This window comes from Kordiimonas pumila, assembly GCF_015240255.1.
In the GTDB taxonomy this organism is placed as follows: Bacteria; Pseudomonadota; Alphaproteobacteria; order Sphingomonadales; family Kordiimonadaceae; genus Kordiimonas; species Kordiimonas pumila.
Window position 1 is genome coordinate 84024 of record NZ_CP061205.1, and the last position, 23625, is coordinate 107648.

At 47.1% G+C, this 23625-nt stretch carries 16 protein-coding genes and 1 pseudogene; 3 read left to right on the forward strand and 14 right to left on the reverse strand.

Annotation, left to right across the window (positions count from 1 at the left end; genetic code table 11):
• Positions 1–20 precede the first annotated feature (20 nt).
• Complete coding sequence (locus ICL80_RS00385; protein ID WP_194214175.1) at positions 21–569, forward strand: OsmC family protein; 549 nt, start codon at positions 21–23, stop codon at positions 567–569.
• Positions 570–873: 304 nt separating this feature from the next.
• On the opposite strand, the gene ICL80_RS00390 is transcribed toward ICL80_RS00385, so the two are convergent.
• From ICL80_RS00390 to ICL80_RS00440, 11 genes are all read right to left on the reverse strand, one after another.
• Positions 874–3000, reverse strand: a complete 2127-nt coding sequence (locus ICL80_RS00390; RefSeq protein ID WP_194214176.1) for a TonB-dependent siderophore receptor — start codon at positions 2998–3000, stop codon at positions 874–876.
• Between the two features lie 117 nt (positions 3001–3117).
• A complete protein-coding gene (locus tag ICL80_RS00395) occupies positions 3118–4335 on the reverse strand; it encodes an amidohydrolase family protein (RefSeq protein WP_194214177.1) in 1218 nt (405 codons plus the stop codon).
• A complete protein-coding gene (locus tag ICL80_RS00400; RefSeq protein WP_228073695.1) occupies positions 4332–5747 on the reverse strand; it encodes an amidohydrolase in 1416 nt (471 codons plus the stop codon). Before ICL80_RS00400 ends, ICL80_RS00395 begins: the two co-directional genes overlap by 4 nt.
• Positions 5748–5758: 11 nt before the next feature.
• Positions 5759–7393 (reverse strand): alpha/beta hydrolase-fold protein, encoded by a 1635-nt coding sequence (locus ICL80_RS00405; RefSeq protein WP_194214179.1) that lies wholly within the window; start codon positions 7391–7393, stop codon positions 5759–5761.
• A gap of 377 nt (positions 7394–7770) precedes the next feature.
• Positions 7771–10452 (reverse strand): TonB-dependent receptor, encoded by a 2682-nt coding sequence (locus tag ICL80_RS00410; protein WP_194214180.1) that lies wholly within the window; start codon positions 10450–10452, stop codon positions 7771–7773.
• A gap of 107 nt (positions 10453–10559) precedes the next feature.
• Positions 10560–11636, reverse strand: a complete 1077-nt coding sequence (locus ICL80_RS00415) for a FecR family protein (protein WP_194214181.1) — start codon at positions 11634–11636, stop codon at positions 10560–10562.
• The gene (locus tag ICL80_RS00420; RefSeq protein ID WP_194214182.1) at positions 11629–12264 is read right to left on the reverse strand and encodes an RNA polymerase sigma factor; all 636 of its coding nucleotides are present in this window, start codon (positions 12262–12264) and stop codon (positions 11629–11631) included. The genes ICL80_RS00415 and ICL80_RS00420 overlap by 8 nt, the downstream gene beginning before the upstream one ends.
• Positions 12265–12642: 378 nt before the next feature.
• The gene (locus ICL80_RS00425) at positions 12643–14220 is read right to left on the reverse strand and encodes an amidohydrolase family protein (protein ID WP_194214183.1); all 1578 of its coding nucleotides are present in this window, start codon (positions 14218–14220) and stop codon (positions 12643–12645) included.
• A gap of 25 nt (positions 14221–14245) precedes the next feature.
• Positions 14246–14893: a ChuX/HutX family heme-like substrate-binding protein gene (locus tag ICL80_RS00430; protein WP_194214184.1), complete on the reverse strand. Its 648-nt coding sequence runs from the start codon at positions 14891–14893 to the stop codon at positions 14246–14248.
• Complete coding sequence (locus ICL80_RS00435) at positions 14893–15582, reverse strand: hypothetical protein (RefSeq protein ID WP_194214185.1); 690 nt, start codon at positions 15580–15582, stop codon at positions 14893–14895. The genes ICL80_RS00430 and ICL80_RS00435 overlap by 1 nt, the downstream gene beginning before the upstream one ends.
• 35 nt (positions 15583–15617) lie before the next feature.
• The gene (locus ICL80_RS00440) at positions 15618–17306 is read right to left on the reverse strand and encodes a tannase/feruloyl esterase family alpha/beta hydrolase (RefSeq protein WP_194214186.1); all 1689 of its coding nucleotides are present in this window, start codon (positions 17304–17306) and stop codon (positions 15618–15620) included.
• Positions 17307–17541: 235 nt separating this feature from the next.
• On the opposite strand from ICL80_RS00440, the gene ICL80_RS00445 reads away from it, so the two are divergent.
• Positions 17542–19581 (forward strand): PQQ-dependent dehydrogenase, methanol/ethanol family, encoded by a 2040-nt coding sequence (locus ICL80_RS00445; RefSeq protein ID WP_194214187.1) that lies wholly within the window; start codon positions 17542–17544, stop codon positions 19579–19581.
• Here the strand turns inward: ICL80_RS00445 and ICL80_RS00450 are convergent.
• Positions 19578–20903 carry an ATP-binding protein gene (locus ICL80_RS00450; protein ID WP_228073890.1) on the reverse strand — a complete coding sequence of 442 codons (1326 nt, stop codon included), beginning with the start codon at positions 20901–20903 and terminating at the stop codon, positions 19578–19580. The two genes, ICL80_RS00445 and ICL80_RS00450, sit on opposite strands and share 4 nt — an antisense overlap.
• Before the next feature lie 87 nt (positions 20904–20990).
• Positions 20991–21746 (reverse strand): response regulator transcription factor, encoded by a 756-nt coding sequence (locus tag ICL80_RS00455; protein ID WP_194214189.1) that lies wholly within the window; start codon positions 21744–21746, stop codon positions 20991–20993.
• A gap of 560 nt (positions 21747–22306) precedes the next feature.
• On the opposite strand from ICL80_RS00455, the pseudogene ICL80_RS00460 reads away from it, so the two are divergent.
• Positions 22307–22482: pseudogene (locus ICL80_RS00460) on the forward strand (transposase); the annotation flags it as partial.
• Positions 22483–22684: 202 nt separating this feature from the next.
• Here ICL80_RS00460 and ICL80_RS00465 read toward each other — a convergent pair.
• Positions 22685–23581 (reverse strand): proline iminopeptidase-family hydrolase, encoded by an 897-nt coding sequence (locus tag ICL80_RS00465; RefSeq protein ID WP_194214190.1) that lies wholly within the window; start codon positions 23579–23581, stop codon positions 22685–22687.
• Between the last annotated feature and the right edge of the window lie 44 nt (positions 23582–23625).

Genomic DNA, 23625 nt, shown 5'->3' on the forward strand with positions numbered 1-23625 from the left:
ATCAGGGATACACAAATATAATGAGAAATAATCTGTCATTAAGTGGTTTAAGTGAGTTTGCCAACGAAGTGCGGGAGGCTCCGGAAGAGGCTGAAATCTCTTATGGTGTAAATCTGACATGGGAAACCGCCACCCGTTCTGCAGTAAAGACCAAGCCGATGAAAGTCGGCCCGCACAAGGTAAGCCGTTCATTTTCATGGAAGGTAGATGAGCCACGTCAACTTTTGGGCGCTAATCATGGACCAAACCCACAAGAGCTGATGCTCTCCGGCCTTGGAGCCTGCATTATGGTGGCCTTTGTCGTGGGCGCGACGGCAAAGGGCGTTCAGCTTGACTCCCTTGAAGTTGATGTGGAAGGCGACCTAAACCTAAGCGGATTTCTAGGGCTTGGCGGAGAAGGGCCAATGGGCTTCCCAAAAATCAGATACACTTTGAAAGTTATGGCAGATGCACCCAAAGATTTACTTGAGGAAATACATCTACAGGCCGTGGCTCACAGCCCAAATGCGATGACCATTGCCAATCCGGTTAGCCTTGAGGGTACACTCAACGTAGACACACCTGAATAGAAGAAAAGCTACTATAGATGTGCAGCGCCAAATAAATATGGGCTTTTAGCGTCTCAGACTAAGAGAGTATTTAGGGCCTCATGATACATCGTGGGATTGTAATAAGTGATGAACTCTTTGCTCCTCCTGTAAGTAAAGCCGCTATTTAAGCCCATAGGCGCTGACGGGGAACACAAAACCCTTAATTTTAGAAACAGCTCTCATTCATAGGGTGAAGATCAATGTTATTTTAATTTGTATCCCCTCCAAAAAACACGCTCAAGCCAAGGCCTGAGCGTGCCCTAGAATAGCTATAAAGATTGCCTTAAAAGGCGATTTTCGTCTTAAAGGCCATACTCATTGGTTCACCAATTCGAAGCGCCCCGTATGAATCGCCAACTGCCCAGTATTTTTTGTCAAAAACATTATCCATAGTGGCAATGAAGGTAACCTGCTTGCCACCAACAAGTGTGCTGTAACTCGCACCAGCATAGAAAATTGTGTATGATGGCAAGTCCCAGTTATTTGCTGAATCAAGCACAGTTTTACCGTGGTATTTCCCACCAAAGTTAAGTGTCAGGCCTGAAATTGCCTCAACCACATAATTTGCCTGCAAGCTTGCCTGCATTTTTGGTGTACCGGCAACATCGTTACCTTCAATACCTGTATTTGTTTTCTTATATTCAGTATCAAGAAGCATCACATCACCGTATAGAGATAAATCCTTTGTAATCTCCACTGCACTGCTAAGCTCTGCACCCTGATAAATGGTAATACCGTCCTGCACCAGATAGTTATCTGCTGTCACAATTTCAGCACCGCGTTCGATACGGAACAAGGCACCCGTCACTGTCCAGCCATTACCAGCTGACTTTACACCAAACTCATACTGTTTACTTTTAAGGGGTGGCAACAACTCATTCGCGTTTGCGTATGTTTCACTAACAACAGATGTTGAACCTTCAAAAGCTTCCACATAGCTTGCATAGAATGTTGTTCTGTCTGCAGGCTTGAACATAAGGGCCGCGGTTGGGCTAACTGCTGTATCTTTATATACATCAAAGTATGATGACCAGTATTCACTTGGCGTATATTCGATTTTGTTTGCCCTAATACCAACAAGAAATTCCCACTTTTCAGCGAATTTGAGTGTATCACTAATGAAAGCAGACGACTGCTTGTCAACCCATGCTTCTGTCAGGGTTTCCTCAAGTGTTGATGTATATGTAGGTACGGCAACCGGGTCATAAAGGTTGTCCATCCCATACCCCCAGATCACACGGCGGTTAGGATCATTACGGTATGTAGTGGCTTCTTGGTAAGCAACTCCCATAACAATCTGATGCTTCAAGAAACCAGTTTCAAACTCACCGTTAATCACTCCTTGCAACTGTGAGAAGCTAATATCAAAATACTGGTCGTAGATTGCTACTGCAACATCACCGTCACTGTTCTGTAGTTCAGCTAGTGTTTTCACCCAGCGCGTTTCATTTTTGGAATAGTCATATTCCAGACGTGCCGTCCAGTTTTCATTGATATCCCAATTCAGGCTTGTGATGGCTAACAGTGTTTTATACCTGTCAAATGTGCCATCAATACCAATGCTGCGCGTACCGGAAACAGTTTCAGGGATAGGCTCACTGCTATCCATATAATTATCCATGACAGTCCATGAATTTTCAGTAAGGCGGTCAGAGTACATCAGATCAACTGTCCAATAGAGAGAGTCGCTAAGGTGCGCATCAAAGGCAAGGGCTGCTGTCTCACGGTCGATCTTACCATTATCAAGATAGGTATTACCGTTTTCTTTTACGAGGTTCACCCTCACGCCGTATGCGTCGTCACGTCCAAAGCGAGTACCGGCATCTATGTGGCCGCTCAGCACACTGTCACTACGCAAACCGAAATCTACGCTCAGGAGATCATTAACGGGCTTTTTAGTAACATAGTTTACAGTACCACCAGGGGCGGCCATACCGTACATGAAGCCTGTAGCACCTTTTAAAAGCGTAACCTGCTGGAACGCCTCGTATGGCAATTCGCCGCCAAAATTGTTAACCGACATCCCGTTGATTTTAAAACTATTTGTATAGTCTAGTGGCAAGCCACGAACACGGATTGTGTCTCCAAACGTACTATAGGCACTGCCGTCCACAGAAACAGACGCCTCACGGCTAAACAGACTGTCAAGTGTATTAACTTGACGGATTTCCATATCCTCTAGTGAAATCACATCCACAGAGAAAGGTGTGTCCATAACAGAGCGATTACCAAGGGCCCCACTATTATTGGCAACTTCAAGTTCTGTCAGCTTGTGCGCTACAATGCTGATTGTTTCAAGTGTTGTCTCTTCTGCTTCTTCAGCCATAACCGCATAGTTATAACTTGAAAGCACTGCAGCAGTGGCCACGAACAAACCGCTCCTGATGGACCGGATATTTTTCTTACTCATTTAGCATCTCCCTTTATATTTAAGAGCCTTATTACTGGTTTAATTGTTTACTGCTCCCCGCTATGGCGTGCAGTTTTCTGGCTTATTCAGCCAGCAGCTTTTCCCTGTTTTTTTGGGTTATGGTTTTAGATATTTGTCGCGCAGAGCCGTCCGATGAGAGACGAGAGGCTGTGCCTTGCCGAGTACAAAAACATGTGTAGGATTTGTCGTAACCTCCAACGGATCGCCGTCCCAAATTACAAGGGTCGCAACCTTGCCCCGTTCAATTGCCCCATACTCTTTGAGGCCAAAGAGCTGCGCTGGAACTTTGGTAATTGCCTTGAGGGCTTCTTCCCATGGAAGGCCATAGCGTACAGCCACACCTGCAGCTTCAAGCACATGATGTGCTTGATGGTTTCGACCAGTGCCTGTCGGCGCAATAATAGTTTGCACACCTGCTTCAACGAGAATGGCTGCATTGCGGCCACTTGAATGCAAATCAGCAAAGGTACGAGGAAGCGTATCACGTGGCTCAACCAGAACAGCAATATCCGCTTCTTTCAATTCCTTAGCTACAAGCCAGGCTTCATCGGCCTCCACTAATGCCATTTTAAAGCCGTACGCTTTTTTCATGGCAATTGCCTGTCTGATATCAGGCACACCTTTTACCGTCAGTAGAACAAACTGTTCGCCCTTGATTACGGGGAGCAAGGCATCCATTTCAAAAGCAGGTAAATAAGTTTTTTCTATCTTACCTGTTTTGGCATAGTGCTTCAGTTCAGCAAAAACACGGTTCAGCCGCCCCCATGCAGCATTCCTGTTTCCAGCTGCCTCTAGGTTGATAACCATTGGTCCGGGTTGAATGAAACTGCCTTTATCCCCTGTCAGGGAAATAAAAACACCTGATCCAATGAAGAGGTCATTAGAGTCTGTAGGGCTGCTTAGTGCATGCGTAAGGCCGTGTCGCCTGTTTTCCAGAATAACGTCCGACCTGTAATTCAACCCATACGATACATTGAAGGTGGCCCCAAGACTAGAATCCTTACCGCTATGATCGTTAGAGTCCAAAGATTGCTTGATCTCACTCAACCCCAAATATGTATTAGCATTCATAATACCCGGTGTTACGATCAGGCCTTTTGCATCAATAACACGCGCATTTTTAGGAACTGAGACTGTCTTTCCGACAGCAGCGATATACCCGTCTTTGACAACAATACTGGCATCGACCAAGGTCCCTTCATGCCCAAGAGTGTGCACAGTGGCATGCTGGATCAAAATTGTATCGGCCATCACTGAAGCTGGCGCGATGACAACACTCACAAAGAATACGAAAAATAAATGAACACGTCTCACTGATACTCTCCTTTTTGGACAAGCCCAGTTTCATAGTCTGATTGATAAGCAACGCTTGGGTCAGAAGTGTCGAAATAAAGCGTGCCGTCGATGAAAACTTTTTCAGCCTCAGTGTAGATAGAGAAAGGGTCGCCAGACCAGATGACCACATCAGCCATCTTACCGACTTCAAGTGATCCTGTTTGATCAGCAATCCCCAAAGATTTTGCGGGGTTTAGAGTGAGCCACTCGAAGGCCTGCGCTTTTGTGAAATTCAGCCCCACAGCACGACCATCAGCCCACGCTCTTGCTGCATCAATATTCAGGCGCTGGATGTTGTCTGCGGAATCAGAATGAACAATTGCACAGGCACCCGCACTTGCCACCATTGGAATATTTTCATCAATACTGTCATAGGCTTCCATTTTGGCGCCCCACCAATCAGCCCACATGGCCGAACAAATACCTTCTTTGGTCAGCAAATCAGCAATCTTGTAGCTTTCAACAGCATGGTGGAAGGCAGTAATCTGATAGCCAAATTCATGAGACATTTGGATCATTGCTGCCATTTCGTCAGCACGGTAACAATGGTTGTGCACCAATATGCGGCCATCTAGTACAGCTGCCAACGTATCCAGTTGTAAGTCCTGTGTGGGGAGCTTGGCTTCTTGCCCTTTTCTGAAAGCAATTTCGTAAGCATCCCATTCCGCTTTATAAGCGCTTGCCTTGATCCAGGCTTTTCTGTAACCCGCCATCATGGCCATACGTGTACCCGGCCCGCTTTTACCTCCATAAACACTGATAGGGTTTTCCCCGCATGCCATCTTGAGACTTTGCGGTGCGCCAGGAAATTTCATGTCAGAACGAATGACCGCAGGTACATTTTTGAGACTAACACCCCGGCCCCCAATCAGGTTGGCAGAACCTGGCAATATCTGAAGAGTTGTAACCCCACCCGCAAGAGCACGAGCAAAGCCTGGATCTTGCGGCCAAATAGCGTGCTCAGCCCAAGCTTCAGCCGTAATCGGTGATGTTTTCTCATTTACATCACCTTTGTATGATTCCACAATTGGCCCGATACCAAGATGAGAATGCACATCAATGATACCAGGTGTTACCCATTTACCTGATGCTTCAATAACTGTCGTACTAGCAGAAAAGGGGGTGTCCGGCCCTCCTATAGCTGTAATTTTACCATCTGTGAGAACTATGGTGGCGTTTTCAATTTCGGCGCCCGTTCCGGTCAGAGCTTTGGCTCCAATAATGGCGACATCTGGCGCTTGGCGCGGTATATAGGTACTTGCATATGGGTCGCGCTTATAAGGTGCTTGATAGCCATCATCTGCACCGGCAGATATTTGAACAAAACATATTGTAGCGGCAAGAAAGCCAGCCAAAACGCGGCCCTTTTCTATGGTTGTTACTCGTGTCACAAACGCTTTCCTTATTTTTTCGTTATCCATGTTTCTTCACCGCTCAAAAGCCAGATCAGCCCTTCAGCAATTGTTTCGCGCCAATGGTATCTGTCGTGCCCACCAGAAAATGTGCGATATGTTGTTGTGCAGTTTTTGGCCTTGAGGATCGCGGAGAGCGCCTCACTTGCATCAGCAATACTGCTAAGGCCGTAACCGGTTTCAAGTGCGCCAGCATCGAAATAATATGCGTCCGCGAGACAATCGTTTTTGGCGACTGCCCTTAGTGCCCAAGCCGGGCTATCTTCATCGAACAGAGGCGACCCTTCTGCGGGGCTCCACCAATAAGCACCTGACATGCTCAATACATACTTGAAGGTTTCTGGTCGGAAATAATTTGCACAGGTTGATGCCAGCCCACCAAAGCTCGAACCCGCCGTGATAATGGCCTTACTATCGGCAGCTTCTGGAAGGCTTGCGCGGGCAACCGGTAATAACTCATCTGCTAGAAAGTCTACAAAGTTAGGGTTGCAGGGAAGTTCAACAGAGCGTGTTGTTGGCACAGTGTTATATACAAAAACGGCTGCAACGGGTGGTATCTTGCCCTCTGCAATCAGGTTGTCGAGTGTTGTTGCTGTAGCCGCATCTTCCAGATAGCGTTTGCCATCAAAGACAAACAGTAGGGGTATATCAGAGCGGCCCTTAGCGTATGCAGGTCTGTATAATGCAATTTCTCGCTCATTCTGCATAATACCACTTTTGACTTGGAGATGTTCGATAGACCCTTCTGGTACATTATCTTTCTTGATGGACCAGTTGAGTGGCTTTGATTTTGGCCCTAAAAGCAGGGACGAACTATCAAACAAGCTTTCCCCCTTCCAATACTTCGGGTTTAGAGGGTCCCGCTGCAAAAAATCGTTCAATAGCCGCCTATAGCTAGCGAGATCACTTTTCATTAAATGCGATACGCCGGGAGCCATTTTATACGACACGGCAACATCAACTGGCAGCTCAAGCGTTTTGAACCACAGGTCTGTACCTGGCAGATAAGCTAGTAAATTCTCAGTTCTGTCCTCTTTCCAAACAGCCCAAGAAAGCTCCACTGATGAGATATTTTCGCTGCGCCACAAAAAGGTATATAGAGCTTTGTCAGTGCCCAGCGTTTCAATAAGCGGCGTGCCTGTTTCTTGTACCTCCTGCCAAAAGGCGGCAAGGGCTTCAGGATTATCTTCGATATCCTTGGCAAGGCGCTTCATGCGAGGGCTTTTAATTAGAGAAATGTTTGCTTCGTTGCGCGGGGTGGCTACAGAGACCGGGATAACAGAATCTATTGTTATAATACCAATGGCCTGCGCACTATTTGCCGAGGTGATACGTAGTATATGGGGCATACTTTTTTCGGCAATGAACGCAAATTGATACTCACCCTCTGACCCTAGTTTAAATGTTCGACCAGTAGGCTGCACAACGAGATCAAGGCTTTCATCAGAGCCAGAAACAGACCCCAGAACAAACACCTTTTGATCAGATAAAAGTTCATATGTATTTGCAGCAGTTTTGCTGAACATAATCCCTTGAACTGTTGTCTCTTCGGCTGCCAGTTCATTACTAGCTTTCCCCACGAGAAAACATGAAACAAGAGTAAGAATAAGCAGCTTTTTGTACATAATAGTTCCTATCATTCAATCTTTGCAGTATGGGGTGCCACCCCACGCAACTCGGCATTGGTTAAAACCATTTAATATGTCTGTGAAATCTCGTTTTCTTCATCCACACGATGCTTTTCTGTGCACAGCGTTGCCAAGATTCCGAAGGGAGGCCACCAAATATGGCCTTTAATTGTGAGTGAAGGGTTTTCCGTTCTGCGACAGATGAGAACCCCACATTATTCTGATTGTTCTCATGAGCCAGTCCACTACCCGCACATAAAGCGTGTAGTCCAAACACACCAATAGCTATGTATATTTTCACATAAACCTCCAGATCGACATCTTTTGAAAGGGAATACGGCAAGGCCTCTACAGGCTTGCAGCATGAGGGCTCTTTAGAAGTGACGTGTCAATTCAATGCCTATTGTTCGAGGCCGAACAATATTGATGAAGACTGAAGGATCGCGGTATAAGGACTGTGAGCGAGAAATTTCGCGATATGTATTTCCCTCTGAGCCAAGAAGGTTGTCCGCCGACATGCGCACAACCCAACTGCCTCTCTCAAGCCGCACTGACATATTTGCGAGGAAATAATCACCAAGGAAAAAATACTCGTCATTATCTGAGGCACCATCATAACCAGGTGTAATCGGACCAAAGCCAGTGTAGGTAGGGCCGGTGTAGGTTGTGAGAAAATTCACCCCCATTACCCAGCCAGACCTTAATGTTTTCTGGTAATCCAGCAAAAAAGACACAGAATGTTTCGGAACAAACGGAACAGATTCAGCCTCATAGCCAATGCCATCAATGGTTTCATCCAGTTTAGCATCTGTATAAGCATAACCTATCGCGGCATCCAGCCCTTTGGCAAAGAGGTTCCTGGCATTTAACTCAAGCTCAAGCCCTTTTGAATGTGCCTTGCCTGCATTGCCTCGTTTTCCAAATAGTGTTGGTAACTGTATTTGCGTTTGCATGTTGCTCCAGTCAATGTAATAGACTGAAGAGCTAAGGTAGATATGGTTTTCAAATAGGCTGAACTTGCCGCCCAGTTCATAACTGATCAACGTATCAGATTCATATTGTTTATATTCATCAGGAAGTTCAGTGGCACTGTTGGCAACATTGAACCCGCCTGGGCGGTACCCTTCCGCAACTGTAAAGTAGAGCAACGAACTGTCATTTAATTCATAGGAGGTATTAAACCTTAAAGCCTCACCATTTTCATTAAGTTCACCTGTAGATATTTCAGACTCGATCGGGGTCAGGCGGGCAAAACCATATTCATCCCGCGCAGCCCATTGGTCAATCTGTGAGTTAAGGCCCGTTCTTTTAAAATCATAATGGCGAATACCAACTGACGCGTGCCATGTATCCGTGATATTCAGACCAAATTCACCAAACACAGCCCATTGGTTATATGTTGTTTGGTAGCGGCCGCGCCACTGGCGATCGTCATTGATTTTAACGCCGAGAAGTGCCTCAATGTCATTCTGATAGTCAAAGGGTTGCTCGACATATTCATCATAGCCGCCAGCAGATTTTGCATCATAGATAAAAGCGCCAACGATCCAATCAAATCGGCCATTTGTGTTGGATACAAGCCTAATTTCTTCTGATAAAGAGGCATTGTCTGCAAAAACCTCATTATAGCTTGTGATGTCAGGGACCGGGATACTTGTATCAGCGACAAGGGATGCTATGTACCTGTCCCGTATCGTGCGGGTGATATCTGCTGAATGCTCAATTTTTTCATCAATATATGATATGCTTGAAACCAGTTCGGCAAAGCCAAAATCATAGCTCACGGTCAAATTAGTAAGGTTTGTAATATCCTTTTTTCTGCCAAGGTAATCATAATCAACATTATACTCACCCAAGGCATTATCATACTGAGAGGCATCACCGTACGTCGTATCTTCCCGGTGATATGCCACATCAACTGCAAGCTTTTCTGTTGGCGCAATTCTAAGAGAAATACGGCCAGAAAATGTTGCTTCCCAGTCAATATTATCTTCATCAAGATTGCTATTATCAACGACGCCGCTATTGCTGAAATAACCTGCGCTCACACGCATCGCAACTTTATCATCCACAATAGGCGTATTCACCATGCCTGAAATATTGTAGTTTAGACTGCCACTATCTGTATAGGAACCTAGGGTGCCAACACGGCCACTCCATTCATTCATGGCCGGTTTTTTAGAAATATACCGAAGCGTACCACCAACCGAACCACCGCCGTAAAGTGTGCCTTGTGGGCCACGCAAAACCTCGATGCGCTCAATATCAACAATTTTCAAATCAAGCGGCCTGAAATTTGAGGGCCGGTCAACAAGGGTATCATCAAGATAGGTTGATGTGGTTGGAATGAGACCGATATCGTCACCTGATCGCAAACCCCTAAGAAATACACGTAAGCCATCCCGCGCGCCCGTATCGGTAAAACTAAGACCAGGGATGAGGCGCACGAAATCTTTCATATTTTGCGCGCCCGCATTTTCAAGGCTTTGTGCTGAAAGGGCCTGAATGTTGTATGGGACATCAAGAACCGTAGATTTTCGTCGGGTCGCTGTTACCAACAGTTCCTCAATAAGGCCTTCACTTGGATCATCATTATCCTGGTTCGAATTCTTTATTGACACCGGTTCATTGCCAAAAAGGAATGATGAAATGCCTGCCAGCAATCTTTTTTCTTTTGTCTGTTTCACAGTCTTTCCCACCTGAGCTTTTTTAGATGAAACTACAACCATTCCACCTTTAGTCAGACCGCTGGAAAATCCTGTGCCCTCGAGTAAAATATCGAGCGCCTCTTGTACGAAAAACGAACCAATCACAGGTTTTATACCTGTTTCTTTTGCCAGTTTATGGGGGAAAAGGAGCTGAACCTTGGTAATTTGCACTAGTTCATCTAGTGCTTCTCCCAGTGTTGCAGCCTCAATATGAAAATCATACTTTTTCTGAGTATCTGCCGCACTTGCCTGTATTCCGAATGAAAGCGCCGCCAAAAGCATAATGCTCAAGGCCAAAAACTTTCTAAAATACAAAACACCCACATAAAAAGGCATAATGGTTAGCACATGTCGTACACTTACACACCGGCCTTGTTTATGCAGACTCTTCGGAACACGAAACAGGAAACATTCCTCCCAATTTTTTTATTTTTGTGTCTAGAAGTCTATTTTTCTTAAATCTTTTCGCCAATATCACCTTTCTCTAGCTTAACCAGCTTCACGCGGTTAGAAGACAAATGAACAGCTTTCAGGTCTGCCATAATCTCCAAAGCTTCAAACATTTCAGAGTATTGACCAATCTTCACATAACCGCTGATGGGCATAGAGGCATATATATCATTTTCAAATTCAATATTCATGCCTGTGTAACGCTCCACCTCTTCAACAACCTTTGATAAAGGTTCACCAGAAAAAGCAAGAACACCATCACGCCATGCAAGCTTCTTTGCTAGTACCCGTGGAGGCAATTTCTCCATCAGTTCTATATCGTTTTCAAATAATACGTTTTGCCCATAGGAAACCTCTGCAAGCGGCTGACCAATAGGCATGGCATCTCCGTCCTCTACAAACGTGATGTCTTTCAAAAGTGCTACACGGCCTTCAGATACTGTCACATGCACTTTCTTTTCCAAAAGGCGAACGCTGAAAGACGTGCCAAGTGCACGAACCGCTTTTTTCCCGACAATCACAAAGAAAGGCCTACTGGGGTCATGGGCTACATCAAAATACGCTTCCCCGCACAAAAGATAAACGCAGCGTTTACCTGCTCTGTATTCCACCTTTATTTCACTGCTGGTATTGAGTGTAATAACAGAACCATCTTTCAAGTCTATCGTACGTTGCCCGCCAAGCTCTGTCTGGAATGACTGTAACTGCACTTTCCGCTGATCATTATATACTTTAAAGGCAACGCCAGACCCTGTAATAAGTGCAAGTGATGCGGCGATGCCTGTCAAAAAACCTCTTCTAGCGTAAAGGTGCGTCTTGTGATGACTTTTTGCATCTTTTGCCAGAAGGTTTTTAATCTCATTTGACTGTGCATAATCATTCAGTGCCTTGAGCCCATCAAAATCTGACCATAACGATGCACGCTGCCTGAAAGCCTCCTGATGCTTATCGCTTTTCGCAAACCATGCTTTAAACTCAGTCCAGTCTTCAGGTGTCATTTCACCATCATCTATGAGCACCAGCCAGCCAGATGCCTCTGACCCCAAATCAGGCAGAGGGACAATATTGCTCTTGTCAGTCATCTTTATTGACTCCCTCGTTGTCCACTACATAAAGAGGTGGCTTGCCGTCTGCATTCTTGATCCCGATTGGTGACACTCCTTGCAGCCCTTTCAACTCTGGCATTCGGCCAAATTCTTCCGGCGAATAACCTCTTCTGCGTAAATGGGCATCACACATATCAAGCGCAGAAGCTACACGGTTCTGCGCTGTCCTGACAGTGACATTTGTCCTTGTCGCTATTTGTGAAAGTTTCAGGTTTTCCATTTTCCGCATAAGAAATGCTTCACGATATTCATCTGGCAAGCTCGCAACAGCCTCCACCAGAAGCGCTAGCTTCCTCTGGCTATCCAGCCTCTTTTCCGGAGATAATTCCATCTCATCAACTATCGTGTCAGCACCACCCGCATCTTCCACATAATCAGTGGTCAAGCGGAACATTTTTTTTCGCTCACTATATGCAAGATTTTTGGCAGCTCTAAACAGAAAAGATCGAGCATCATTTATGTCATGTCTCGCTTCAGCGGCGAAACATTTGATAAATGTTTCCTGTGCCAAATCCTCAATATCTTCACTAGTACGAAAATAGCGTGCAAACACTCGTTTGATCGCTTTTTCATTAGCCTGAAACGCCTTGTAAATCTTTGACATAACGCAGCACCGCCTTTACGTCTAAAATAGATATACATCAATATGGCACTCAAGTTTTTTCGCAGAATTTAGCCAAAAAATAAAAAAATAAAAAAATATTGCCTGTTTTGAAATATCAGGAGTCAGCTATATTTGGAGATGCGTCTACGCGCATTCTTTAGCCAAAATTCACTATTTCCATTCACATATCAGGTCAGCGAGAATTGATTCTCTAGGAACTCAACGGTGATATCCCCATTTATGATGGATCGAGTTCCCCTCCATAAAGGAAAGATTTGCATACAAGGCCGTAAAATTATTGCTATAGGCACTCTTCAACCATCAGAAACTTTTAAAAGCCCATCCGTACTTGGGCCTTTAAAAATTGCGTTTATCTCTCTAGCGGATTGGGGCGGTTTGTTTGCCGAATACGCGCTCGCGCGCTGTGTCTATAACCCGGGCATAATCTGTGTATAGTTTTTGTTCGTCCACCATGGTGCTTTTGCCTTCGTGCATCACCACACGGCCTGCGACCATAACGGTTTCCACGTCATTACCGCTTCCCGCCACAAGAAACACGCTCAAAGGATGAGACACCAGCCGGTAACGCCACTCGTCGATGTTAATCATCACAAGGTCGGCTTCTTTCCCCGGCTCGATGGATCCAAGGCTGTCGCTCCAGCCAAGGCCCATAGCGCCGTACCGTGTGCCAGTTGCAAGCGCGGTCGTTGGTGGGCAGGCGGTATTGTCGCCCATGGATTCATTCACCATCAAGTGCATAGCGCGCATCGCTTCTGGCATACCGCCTGTAAAGGAAACACCGCCATCTGTGCTGGAAGAAACGGCAAGACCCGCTTTCAGAAACTTCGGCATCATACGAGTTTCACTAATGCTTCGTTCACCGAGAAGGCCGTAGTTTGCTGGCGAGTAGCAGATGTTAACATCGCCATCCACCAGCATTTTAAACTCTTCGTCCGTAACCCGGTTGGTATGAACAGAGAGCATTTTGTTGGTCAGAAGCCCTTGGTCGTAGAACCGTTCAATTGCCGAACGACCAAAGACCCGCTTGTTGGCTGATGCCTCATTACTGACCGCCCCCAAGTGGGCAGAATAATGTACGTCATATTTATCAGAAAACGCCTTGAGAGCTTTAAGTTGTTCGTCAGAGCTAGTGAAGGACACCAGTACAGACGGCATGATCCGAACTAAGCCAGATGAATGGTTATGCCACTGACCTGCCAGTGTCTCCCAGTCTGCGGCTTGGTCTTGCCACGACAAGGCACGGATAAAGTCATTGTTATCATTTGGAATAATAATATCCGAAGCCCAACGCCCGGTATTAATGCGCATCCCAAGGTCTAAGGCAGCTTGTGCCATAATGTGCCCAGAATTGAGAGATCCTGTATCCCCGATAAGGGTGGTGCCGCCGCGCAGTTGTGTCCATAAACTGTAGCGCGCAATGATGAGTGCTTCTTCCGGCAGTATCTGGTCTTCCACACTCGTCAGCTCAATAAAGTATTTGCCCAGCTCTTCAATATTGGCTCCTTGCGAGAAGGCGGTTGGTACAAGGTCAGAATCGTCGGGCTTGAAACTGTCCGGTCCTTCCACAAAAGCTTCGTGCCAATGTGGATTTACAAAACCGGGCAGCACCATTTTGCCTTTGGCATTTATAACTTTCTCCGCAGGGGGTGGCGCTGTGGAGGCATCGCCCACGGCTATAATCTTCCTACCTTTAATGAGGACCCAGCTTTCAGGAATAACTGTATTGGAAGCATCCCCCGCATAGAGAAAGCCTCCTTTTATGAGGGTTGATTCGGGCTTTCCAGTATTCTGAGCATGGGATGCTGATACGGTGTTTGAAGGCACCATGCTCGCGGCAAGGGGTGCGACGGCACCCATAGCTCCTATGCCTGCTAGAAAAGCGCGTCTATGAAGGCCGCTCACTGCCGAGACCGGGCTGTTTACTTTTTTTATCATGGGTTTGACTTTCTTAAATATGAGCTTACTGACACGCTGATGGCAGTGCGCGCAGGAACTCACTGGTCTCAGCAAAACCTTTCAGGGCTGCTTTGTCATTTTGACCGCCGGGCATGCTGGCATAAATGCTCATGGCCAGATGCCCGTCAGGCAGATAGAAAGAAATTGCACGGGTGCGGCTGCCTTTTTCCCCCGGCATATCCACAGCATGAACCGATCGGATGCGGGACAACCACAAATGACCGTGTACACCATTACCACCGTCTGCATAGGCATCTACCCAGCCATCAAACATGTCTTCCTGCCGCATGGGTGTGAAGCTGGGAAATTGAAAATAATGGTTGCCATCCATAGTGTAAACAAGGTCCAGCTTTGTGCGAGCGCCCCAGCCATCAATGGTGGTGAAAACATCTTTCACCATATCGGGAGTTGTCAGTACGCCGTGATTCTGCTCTGCAGGCAGGGCTGTCACAACCTGTGCTTCAGGCATATCCAACATCTGTGCGGCCACTGATGTGGGAATACCGGGCGATTTTTTATAAAAGTCAGCCACCTTTGTGGACTGTTCTGGTGTTGCACACAACGGCGCTTCCCGGTGCGTAAAATCTGCGTTTGCGCTGACCGTTAAAAAAGTGAACGTCAGGCAGGTAAGGAGTGCGTTTCTCGTTAGCATCAGTCATCTCCCTCAAGTGTTGTCAAGGTGCAGGCGCGAGGCATCTCTTCAATAAGGTCCCAGGTTTTTTCAAAGCCAACGACAATGTCATTGTTCACAGGTTTTCCTGCTTCGGTGCCATAAAGGCCAAAAATCAGATCGCCTTGCAAATCATAGAAGTTAAGGCCGCGAATGCGGGTACCATCTCGAGCTGGAATGTCCTGCACATAAATTGTGCTCACCCTGTCAGGGTTGATTTGCCCGATCGCGCTTTTGCCATTACCCGCTGAAACTTCAACAAAGCCTTTGCGGGAAGATCTTGATTTCACCGGCACTTCGGTCGGAAACACCCAAGCATGGTAACCATCCATGGTCAGGACAAAGCCAACCTTGTTATCAGCACCCCAGCCTTTTAATGACTTGAGGATTTTATCAAGCCGTGCCGGAGTGGCTTTTGTGCCAAGGGCTTCTTTCTCAGTGAGGCCACTTAATACTTTGGCCTCCACGATTGCCAGTTCGCGGCTGGCGATGGGGGCCGGCGCACCCGGCTGGTGCAAACGGTAAAATTCCCGCACCAGAAAGGTTTCGAAGGTATTGGCACACAAGGTGCTATTATCATCTGCATAAAGGTTGCTTGAAGATGTACCTGAAAGTAGAAGCGTGATCCCGCAGACAGCCCGGGTCACTTTATGTTTCAAGACATTAGACATGTCTATCTCTCCTTTTTCATTAGAGTATCGGACAATCATTTGCGAGGATCATGGGATTCAAAGTTCTGTGGCACGTCAATACTGCCTTCGCCTTTATACTTGGCCTCAAGAGGGTAAGGATAAACGGGTCGTTCGCGAACCACTTCACCGTCCACTTTCTGCTGTGCAATCATGGCGTCAGGGGCTTTGCCATTTTCTACCCAATCATCCAGCAATTTGAGCGCATCAAAACTTTCAAACCCCACACCGCCATCGCAGTGGTCAGCACCCGGCATCAGGAACATGCGCGCAAAGTCAGCAACAGCATCGCGGCCACCCATGGCATTTGAAACTTTGTCATACCAGACAATAGATGCTTCTGCTGGAATGGCACTATCTGCCCAACCATGGATAATAATCATCTTGCCACCAGCATCTCGGAACGCGCTGAAATCCGGGTCGTTTACGTCCCACATATCACCAATGTCTTTTAGAAGCTCTTTGTCGCGTTCCCAGTTAAAATCAGTGCGCCAGTGCCAGCCCGGTTCTTTGGATTCAGGGAAAGCCATAAAGCGCAGATAATCACCCCCACACTGCTGAGAGTATGTCAGTTTATCACCGTGGATTGGTGATTCGCCAGTTACAGGCAAGGTCCATCCTGGCCATGCTGATTCAGACCCGTAAGCAGAGCCAGGGTACAGAAATTCACCCGTTTCACTATAGATTGGGGCATAGATGTTTTTCACCACATCCACTTCTTCTTCTGTCAGGCAAACTGGACCAACGCTGCCTTTGCCACACTGAATAGTCACCGGATCAAAGTCACATTTGCGCGGGTCCGAAATCAGGTTATCTTTCACGCCGTCCAGTTCGTCACAAGCGTCCATGACGGCTCTTTGCAGAGCTGGCACTTTGGCCGCATTCATGCGCGGTTTGCCGTCTGGGGTGAAGGCTGCTTTCTCAAGGCTGGTACAACGCAGCACATTCACGCTGGTATAATCTATTGTCGGGCCGCGCATCAGCACACCATCAAAGTCAGTTGGGTAGCGAGACGCTGTCATGGCACCGGCCTGCCCTCCCTTCGAACAACCTGTCATGTAAGAACGGGTCGGTTGAACGCCATAATAAGTGCCGATGATAGCTTTCGCGGTAATAGGCGCTACATGGTTCGCGCGGTAAGCAAAGTCTCGGCGGGCCTGTATGTTGTCTGCTGCCCATGTGCCGTCAAAAGGGTGCTCCCCCCAATGACCACCATTGTTCATCATGGTTGCATAGCCATGCATAAGGCCAGCAAGAGTGGCGTCTGTTGATATTTTTCCGCACCAACCGTCACAAGCCACAAGTAGGAACTTGCCGTTCCAGTCTTCAATAGCTGGCAGGCGCAGTTCAAAATTGATCTGCGGGTTTATATATCCTGCTACAAGGCAGTGGTCTGGTATCGCTTTGACATCTTCAGGCAGGACAGCCGCCATGGCACGAGATCGACGTTTGGTTTGCCATGCTTCAGCATCCGTCATCTCTTGATTGTGAATCATGCTGCCGCTCATGACCTTGGCCCGTACCTGACCACCATCAAGTTCAGACAGGTCCAAAATACGAAGGGCAGAACAAGGATCTTCCACAGCCGGTGGAGGAGACGCCTGCAAAGGAACTGCCAGCATTATCAGGAGTAAACTGGCCAAGAAGCTGACAGCAGTCAGCCGCCTTTTCAGCTTGTGAGTATTCATTTGAAGTTTTTTTGTCATTTTACTCTTCCGATATGTCTTTGGCGGAACAGCGGATGATTTCCGATGCCCACACCCAGTGAAACATTGATCCCTGAAATTATTGACTGAGAGGCCTGTGCAGCAATCATTATTGTGTGTCAGGCATGACACAAACCGCCTCTTTGTATGTCAGGCATGACACACTTTAAATCTGGAGGAGGATTGGACTGGATGATAGCGTTTAAACTTGGATTCACAGCTAGAAAGAATGTGCATGCGCTGGGTCATCGCTCTTGTTGCTTTATACTGTATTTTTCTGCAACCCGCGTGGTCAGAAGACTGGCCGTCATATGGCCTGAACCCAGAGGAAACGCGTTTCTCCAATCTCACAGACATTAATCTCGACAATATTGGCCGCCTTGGCTTCGCTTGGTCCTTTGAAAATTTTGTTGTGCGGGGCCGTACGCACAGAGGCAATGAGGCAACCCCACTAATGGTGGCTGGCACACTCTATTTTTCAGGGCCTTGGAGTGTAGTGTATGCATTGGATGCAAGGACAGGAACCCTTATCTGGCAGTATGACCCTGATGTTGCCGGGCAGGCGGCCCGCAGTGCCTGCTGCGATGTGATAAGTAGGGGGGTTGCCTATACGAATGACCGTATTATTGCAGCCACGTTTGACGGATACCTTGTGTCTCTAAATGCTCAAACGGGCACGCCAGTTTGGCGCACGGACACCTTTACCGACAGATCCCGCAATTATTCCATTACAGGCGCACCGCGTATAGCGGGTGACTTAGTTCTTATAGGAAATTCAGGCGGCGAGTTTGGGGTCCGCGGGTATGTGTCGGCTTATCATATTCTTGATGGCAGCCTTGCATGGCGGTTTTACACTGTGCCAGGCGTTGAGCCGGATATATCGGACGTATCCAAAATGATGCGAAACAGCTGGAGTATAAATACCGACTGGTCTTATGCGGGCGGTGGTACTGTATGGGACAGTATTGTCTATGATACTGAAATGGGCCGTGTATACATTGGGGTTGGGAATGGTTCTCCGTGGCCCGCGTGGGAACGCAGCCCCGGCGGCGGCGATAATCTGTTTTTATCCTCACTTGTGGCGCTGGATGCAAAAACAGGCGCATATATCTGGCACTATCAGACTACCCCTGCTGATAGTTGGGATTACACAGCAACCCAGCAAATTACCCTAGCACATCTGGCGGAAGGTAATAGTCACGTTCCTGTCCTTATTCAGGCCCCAAAAAACGGCTATTTTTATGTGATCGACCGTCGGAATGGACGCCTTATATCGGCCGAACCCTATACGAAGGTAACCTGGTCCAAGGGTATAGACCCTGACACAAAGCGCCCCATTTTAAATGAAGAAGCAATTTATAGCGGTAAACCCGGTCTGGTTCGACCAGCTCATATGGGGGGGCATAACTGGCAGCCTATGGCTTATAACCCCGATGCTCAGGTGGTGTTCCTTCCTGTGTTGGAAGAGGCATTGGAATATCAAGGCTATGAAAAAGACAGATATAAAGCTGGGGAAATCAGGGTAAAGGCCCGTGTCAAACAACCCTCAAGTGAGACATCCCCTCTTCTTGGTGACTATGGGGAAGGAGTGCCACATTCAGTGTTGAAAGCCTGGGATGTTGCTTTGCAAAAGGAAGTCTGGAGCTCTGATCCTATGCCCTGGTGGGCGGGTGGCGTGCTTGCAACCGCTGGAGGGCTTGTGTTTCAGGGCGGCGCAGATGGGTATTTACGCGCTTATAATGCCGAAGATGGTACCTTGGTTGCAGCACTAGACACCGGGTCTGCTATTATGGCCGCCCCTATCACCTATCGATTAGACGGCGAACAATATATTGCTGTGCTGGCAGGCTTTGGGGGTGGTGCAAAAACATTTCCCTCCGGCTCTGCACCTCTTCAATTTGAAAATAGGGAACGTCTTCTGGTGTTCAAGCTTGATGGCAAGCAGATACCCAAGCCACCCAGCCGCGCTGCAACAACCAGTCGGACTTCGCATAGTCAAACCAGTTTTGATTTCAGGTTGGCGAGCAGAGGTCAAAAACTATTTTCTGACCACTGCTCGCGTTGCCATGCTTTTAAAGGAGTACCAGCTAATATTCCAAGCCTGTGGTCGATGCCGCCGGAACTGTATGATACCCTTGAATCTATCGTTTTAAGGGGGAGTATGTCCTATGCGGGTATGCCGATGTTCGCGGATAGCCTTGACAGCGAAGATATAAAGGCAATCAGAGAATATCTTTTATTTGACCTCTACCGCGAGAGAAAAAAGCAACATTAGGTTTTCGGCATAAGTATGGAGGAGAGGGGCAACAATATAACAGCTTCTAGCCCGCCTTCTTCTCTATTTTTCAAAGTAAGCTGACCCCCGCTTCTTTCAACCAGTTCGCGAGCAATAGACAATCCAAGCCCGGTACCTGACGGAGTTTTCGTGATCGAGTCTTTTAGCCTCACAAAAGGTTCCATAATATGCTCTAGCTGGCTTTCTGGAACACCGGGGCCGTTATCAATAACGCAAATTGCCAAAGCGTTTGCACGCCTTTCCACATATACTTCAGCACCACCAGCATGGGTCCAGGCATTATTGATCAAATTTCCAAGACAGCGGCGCATGCTATCTGGCGCAAGCATGACCTGAAGGCCTAAAGGGCCAGAAAAATTGGCTTCAATACCAGCGTCTTCCGCATCACTGATAACGCTTGCAATGAGTGAATCAAGGTCGAGACGAATTTTTGTTTCTCCGTCACTGGCGGCCCGCGCCAGCCCGAGCCCTTCCTCAACCAATTTACGCATAGCCTCCCAATCGGAAAGAAACTGAGCCTTCAGTACCGGGTTTTCAATCTGCTCAAGCCTCAGCCTCAGACGTGTCATAGGGGTTTGTAAATCATGTGAAATAGCGGCTAACATGCGGGTACGATCCTGAATGTGACGTTTCAGTTTTTGCTGCATTATGTTGAAGGCTTTTACAGCATCTTGCACTTCTACCGGGCCACGTTCGTCCAGTGCGGAATGGTTGATGTCATCACTAAGCTCGAAAGCTGCCTTTCTGAGGCGACGAAGCGGGGCGGCGGCAATTTTGGCTATGCCAAATGCCATTATGCCCACAAGCCCGGCCAGAACGAGCAGGTAACGTATATCAATTGGGGGGGGCTCATTAATAATGGTCATCGGCGTTTCAACAGCCAGCGCGATAGTTCTATCATTTTCAATGACAGCAACCCAACAAGACGGTGGCCGCATTTGCCACTCTTCAATTTGTGTATAGACGGTTCTGGTCGTACTTTTGGATATATTGCTTCGGGGCAAGTGGTCGATCAGGGTAGGGAAACATACTTCAAGTGGTGCATCATATGTCCTAACAGATTTTGCTATTATGCCTTCTTCAATCATGGCCTTCATGACAGGAAGCGGCTTTGTTAGTTGATCCCCAAGAGCAACTACATGAATTCCGGGAATCATAGCTTCTGCCACTTTTACACTGGCCGCACTTGTGCTATCCTCCAGAGCCTTGTAAAATGCAACAACCCTTAAAGCCGCACGTTGCTGATGAAGGGTTTCTAGGGTCTTATAGCGGCTGGCGCCAGCAACCCACTGTCCAAGCATGTTTGCCAAAATGACCCCGACAATTAGGAAAACAAAAATCCGTCCTGTCATCGAGTTAAAAAACGGACTTTTCAAGGGCGTCAACATCTAGAGTGTCTCGGAGGGGTAAACAGGGACAATCAGCCGGTAGCCTTTTTGGCGCACTGTCTCAATCATGGAATAGGGAGGACCTTGATCATTCAGTTTTGTACGAAGACGGCTGACCTGCAAGTCTACAGCCCGGTCCAGTGCCTGTTCATTATGGCTCGCTCCAAGTGCGATCAATTGTTCACGCCTAAGTATATCGCCAGCATTGTCCAAAAAAAGTCTAAGCAGGCGAAATTCGGTATTTGACAAGATGATAGCCCGGCCTTCGGCATCGATCATCCGGCGCAGTTCCATATCTAATGTCCAGCTACCAAACTGAATGTATGACGTTCGTAGAACTGTTGGTGCCAGACCAGTTTGTGTACGCCTGAGCACACTTCGAATACGGGCCAGCAATTCACGGGGATCAAAGGGTTTTGGCAGATAGTCATCGGCTCCGTTTTCAAATCCAAGCAATCGATCATCTGCATTGCCGCGTGCCGTCAGCATTATAACCGGTATGTTTGATGTTTCCCGTAGGCCTTTACAAATATCGAGTCCGTCTTCTACGCCAAGATTCAGGTCGAGAATTATCAGATCAATTGTATGATTATGTACGTTGTTCGTCAGCTCAGTGCCATTCTGAGCCTGAATCACTCTGAAATTATGTAATTCCAGTTGTTGGGCGAGCAAGGTTCTGATGTCATGATCATCATCAACAAGCAACAAAGTGGCCTCTGTTTGTTGAGTATCAGGCTTTATAGTTTTTGATGTCATTGGACTACCCTGCACATAATGTGAAACCTATGCGGGGTAAAAATTATTGTCAAGCTGGGCTAGATAACCCTAGAGGGGCAGCATTTAAGTCTCAACTTCCGCGGAAAATACGCTTCAATTCGACGCATCTGCACTTTGCTCAATAAAAACGGTACATCCATCAGCCACCACATTGAAGCACTCTTTTCCTACATCATAAGATGTTTAACAAGTGTCTGTTGTCAAACAATTTGGACCCAGTCGGAGTTTAAACTAGGAGAGGGTTTGAACTCATCAGCCGCTTGGCAAAGACCGACACTTTCCAGCGAGTGGCAAATAGACAAATTAGACCGCTCAACCGTGCGCCCTTCGATCACACTTTTATAAGCAGGCGGTCTGACAGGAAACAATCGCACCGATGCCTAGTTGCTGGTAAAATGTTTTTGTTCCCCGTCAGAGCCTATATCTCAAGATTGATGTTGTAACTAAGTGAGTGTTTTGGTTTCATCTTAGTGACGTAAGGAACGGAAATGAAAGCAAAACAGAAGCCCCTAAAGTCTCGGCCAGCAAAGGGGTTAAAGACATTCGCAGAGCTTTGCCGCCGGGAAGGCATTGCCCAGAGCGTCTATTACAAATGGTCGAAGGACTTTATAAGCGTCTGGCAGGTGATACGGCGCGTGCGGCCAATGTAGATGAAGTCAAAGAACATCGCCGGGGAGCCCGCGCGCTTAAGGAAGTTGTTGCGGAACAAACCCTTGTTCACGAAGCGTAGCGAAGTAGACGCGAGAACAAAGCGAACCGTCAGAGCGCTTGCAACATCAAAAGCAGGCGGCTTAATATCAATCAACAAAAGAAGCCTAACACTCACTTCATAAAGTGCTCAAGCTGAGACAAATGTCCTGACAACGGACGACAAACTATAGTAAATGGACTTGCTTATTACCATCAGCACACCCCTTTCAGACGTCTGCCAAAAAAGACGCTAACTTGTTAAAATATAGATCTGGCTCTTCAAAGAACGGCATATGCGAGCTGTTCTGGAACACATGTATTTGTGAATTTGAAAGTGCATTATGCATTTTCGTCGAACACGCAGGTGTTAATTCATCATAAAGCCCTGTCAACACTAGGGAAGGTACTTTAATTTTGTGCATATCAGGGATACGATTCCAATCCTTCATATTACCAGTATAGGTAAATTCATTTGGGCCCTGCATGGTTTCATAGGGTGCCATATTCCAGTCGGAAAGCGATCTATTGACAGCGTCTGGCCAAATATCAAGGCGGCATACGTGGCGATAGTTAAGTAAAGTAATAGCCGCCTGATATGCAGGATGATCAAGAGTGCCTTCTGCCTCGTGGCGCTGCATCATGGCAACCGTTTCAGGTCCTAATGAACCACGAAGCCTGTTTAATTCATCTACCAGATGGGGAATGTCACATGCACCGTTTGCTAAAATAAGCGAGCGTAAATTTTCGGGATATGTAAGGGCATACTCTGTCCCCATCCATGTACCCCATGATTGGCCTAAAAAATGTATTTTACCCAGACCAAGGCTCTTTCGTACCTGCTCTGCTTCGCCTACATACCGTTTTAAAGTCCAAAGCGATGTATCATCTGGCCGGTCAGAAGCGCCACACCCTAACTGGTCCCATGCTATAACCCTGTAGCCTTTATCCGCCATAACGGAATGGCTATCCCTAATATAGTCACACGGCAACCCCGGTCCACCATTGGCACAAAACAATATATTATCACCAGAACCAAAACTATAAGCTACAACTTCGTAACCTTCATTCAACCGCACCTTAATAACCTCGTCTGGTCGACGCTCAGCATGTGTGTATGATGTCATGATTTGTCCTTCACCAGTTATCAGGATCGGGCTACACTAGATAC

What these genes read in the sequence shown, in the direction of transcription:
- ICL80_RS00385 (WP_194214175.1), top strand. Translation starts at nt 21, where the DNA reads ATGAGAAATAATCTGTCATTAAGTGGTTTAAGTGAGTTTGCCAACGAA.
- ICL80_RS00390 (WP_194214176.1), bottom strand. Translation starts at nt 3,000, where the DNA reads ATGAGTAAGAAAAATATCCGGTCCATCAGGAGCGGTTTGTTCGTGGCC.
- ICL80_RS00405 (WP_194214179.1), bottom strand. Translation starts at nt 7,393, where the DNA reads ATGTACAAAAAGCTGCTTATTCTTACTCTTGTTTCATGTTTTCTCGTG.
- ICL80_RS00415 (WP_194214181.1), bottom strand. Translation starts at nt 11,636, where the DNA reads ATGACTGACAAGAGCAATATTGTCCCTCTGCCTGATTTGGGGTCAGAG.
- ICL80_RS00420 (WP_194214182.1), bottom strand. Translation starts at nt 12,264, where the DNA reads ATGTCAAAGATTTACAAGGCGTTTCAGGCTAATGAAAAAGCGATCAAA.
- ICL80_RS00425 (WP_194214183.1), bottom strand. Translation starts at nt 14,220, where the DNA reads ATGATAAAAAAAGTAAACAGCCCGGTCTCGGCAGTGAGCGGCCTTCAT.
- ICL80_RS00430 (WP_194214184.1), bottom strand. Translation starts at nt 14,893, where the DNA reads ATGCTAACGAGAAACGCACTCCTTACCTGCCTGACGTTCACTTTTTTA.
- ICL80_RS00435 (WP_194214185.1), bottom strand. Translation starts at nt 15,582, where the DNA reads ATGTCTAATGTCTTGAAACATAAAGTGACCCGGGCTGTCTGCGGGATC.
- ICL80_RS00440 (WP_194214186.1), bottom strand. Translation starts at nt 17,306, where the DNA reads ATGACAAAAAAACTTCAAATGAATACTCACAAGCTGAAAAGGCGGCTG.
- ICL80_RS00445 (WP_194214187.1), top strand. Translation starts at nt 17,542, where the DNA reads ATGCGCTGGGTCATCGCTCTTGTTGCTTTATACTGTATTTTTCTGCAA.
- ICL80_RS00450 (WP_228073890.1), bottom strand. Translation starts at nt 20,903, where the DNA reads ATGCTTGGACAGTGGGTTGCTGGCGCCAGCCGCTATAAGACCCTAGAA.
- ICL80_RS00455 (WP_194214189.1), bottom strand. Translation starts at nt 21,746, where the DNA reads ATGACATCAAAAACTATAAAGCCTGATACTCAACAAACAGAGGCCACT.
- ICL80_RS00465 (WP_194214190.1), bottom strand. Translation starts at nt 23,581, where the DNA reads ATGACATCATACACACATGCTGAGCGTCGACCAGACGAGGTTATTAAG.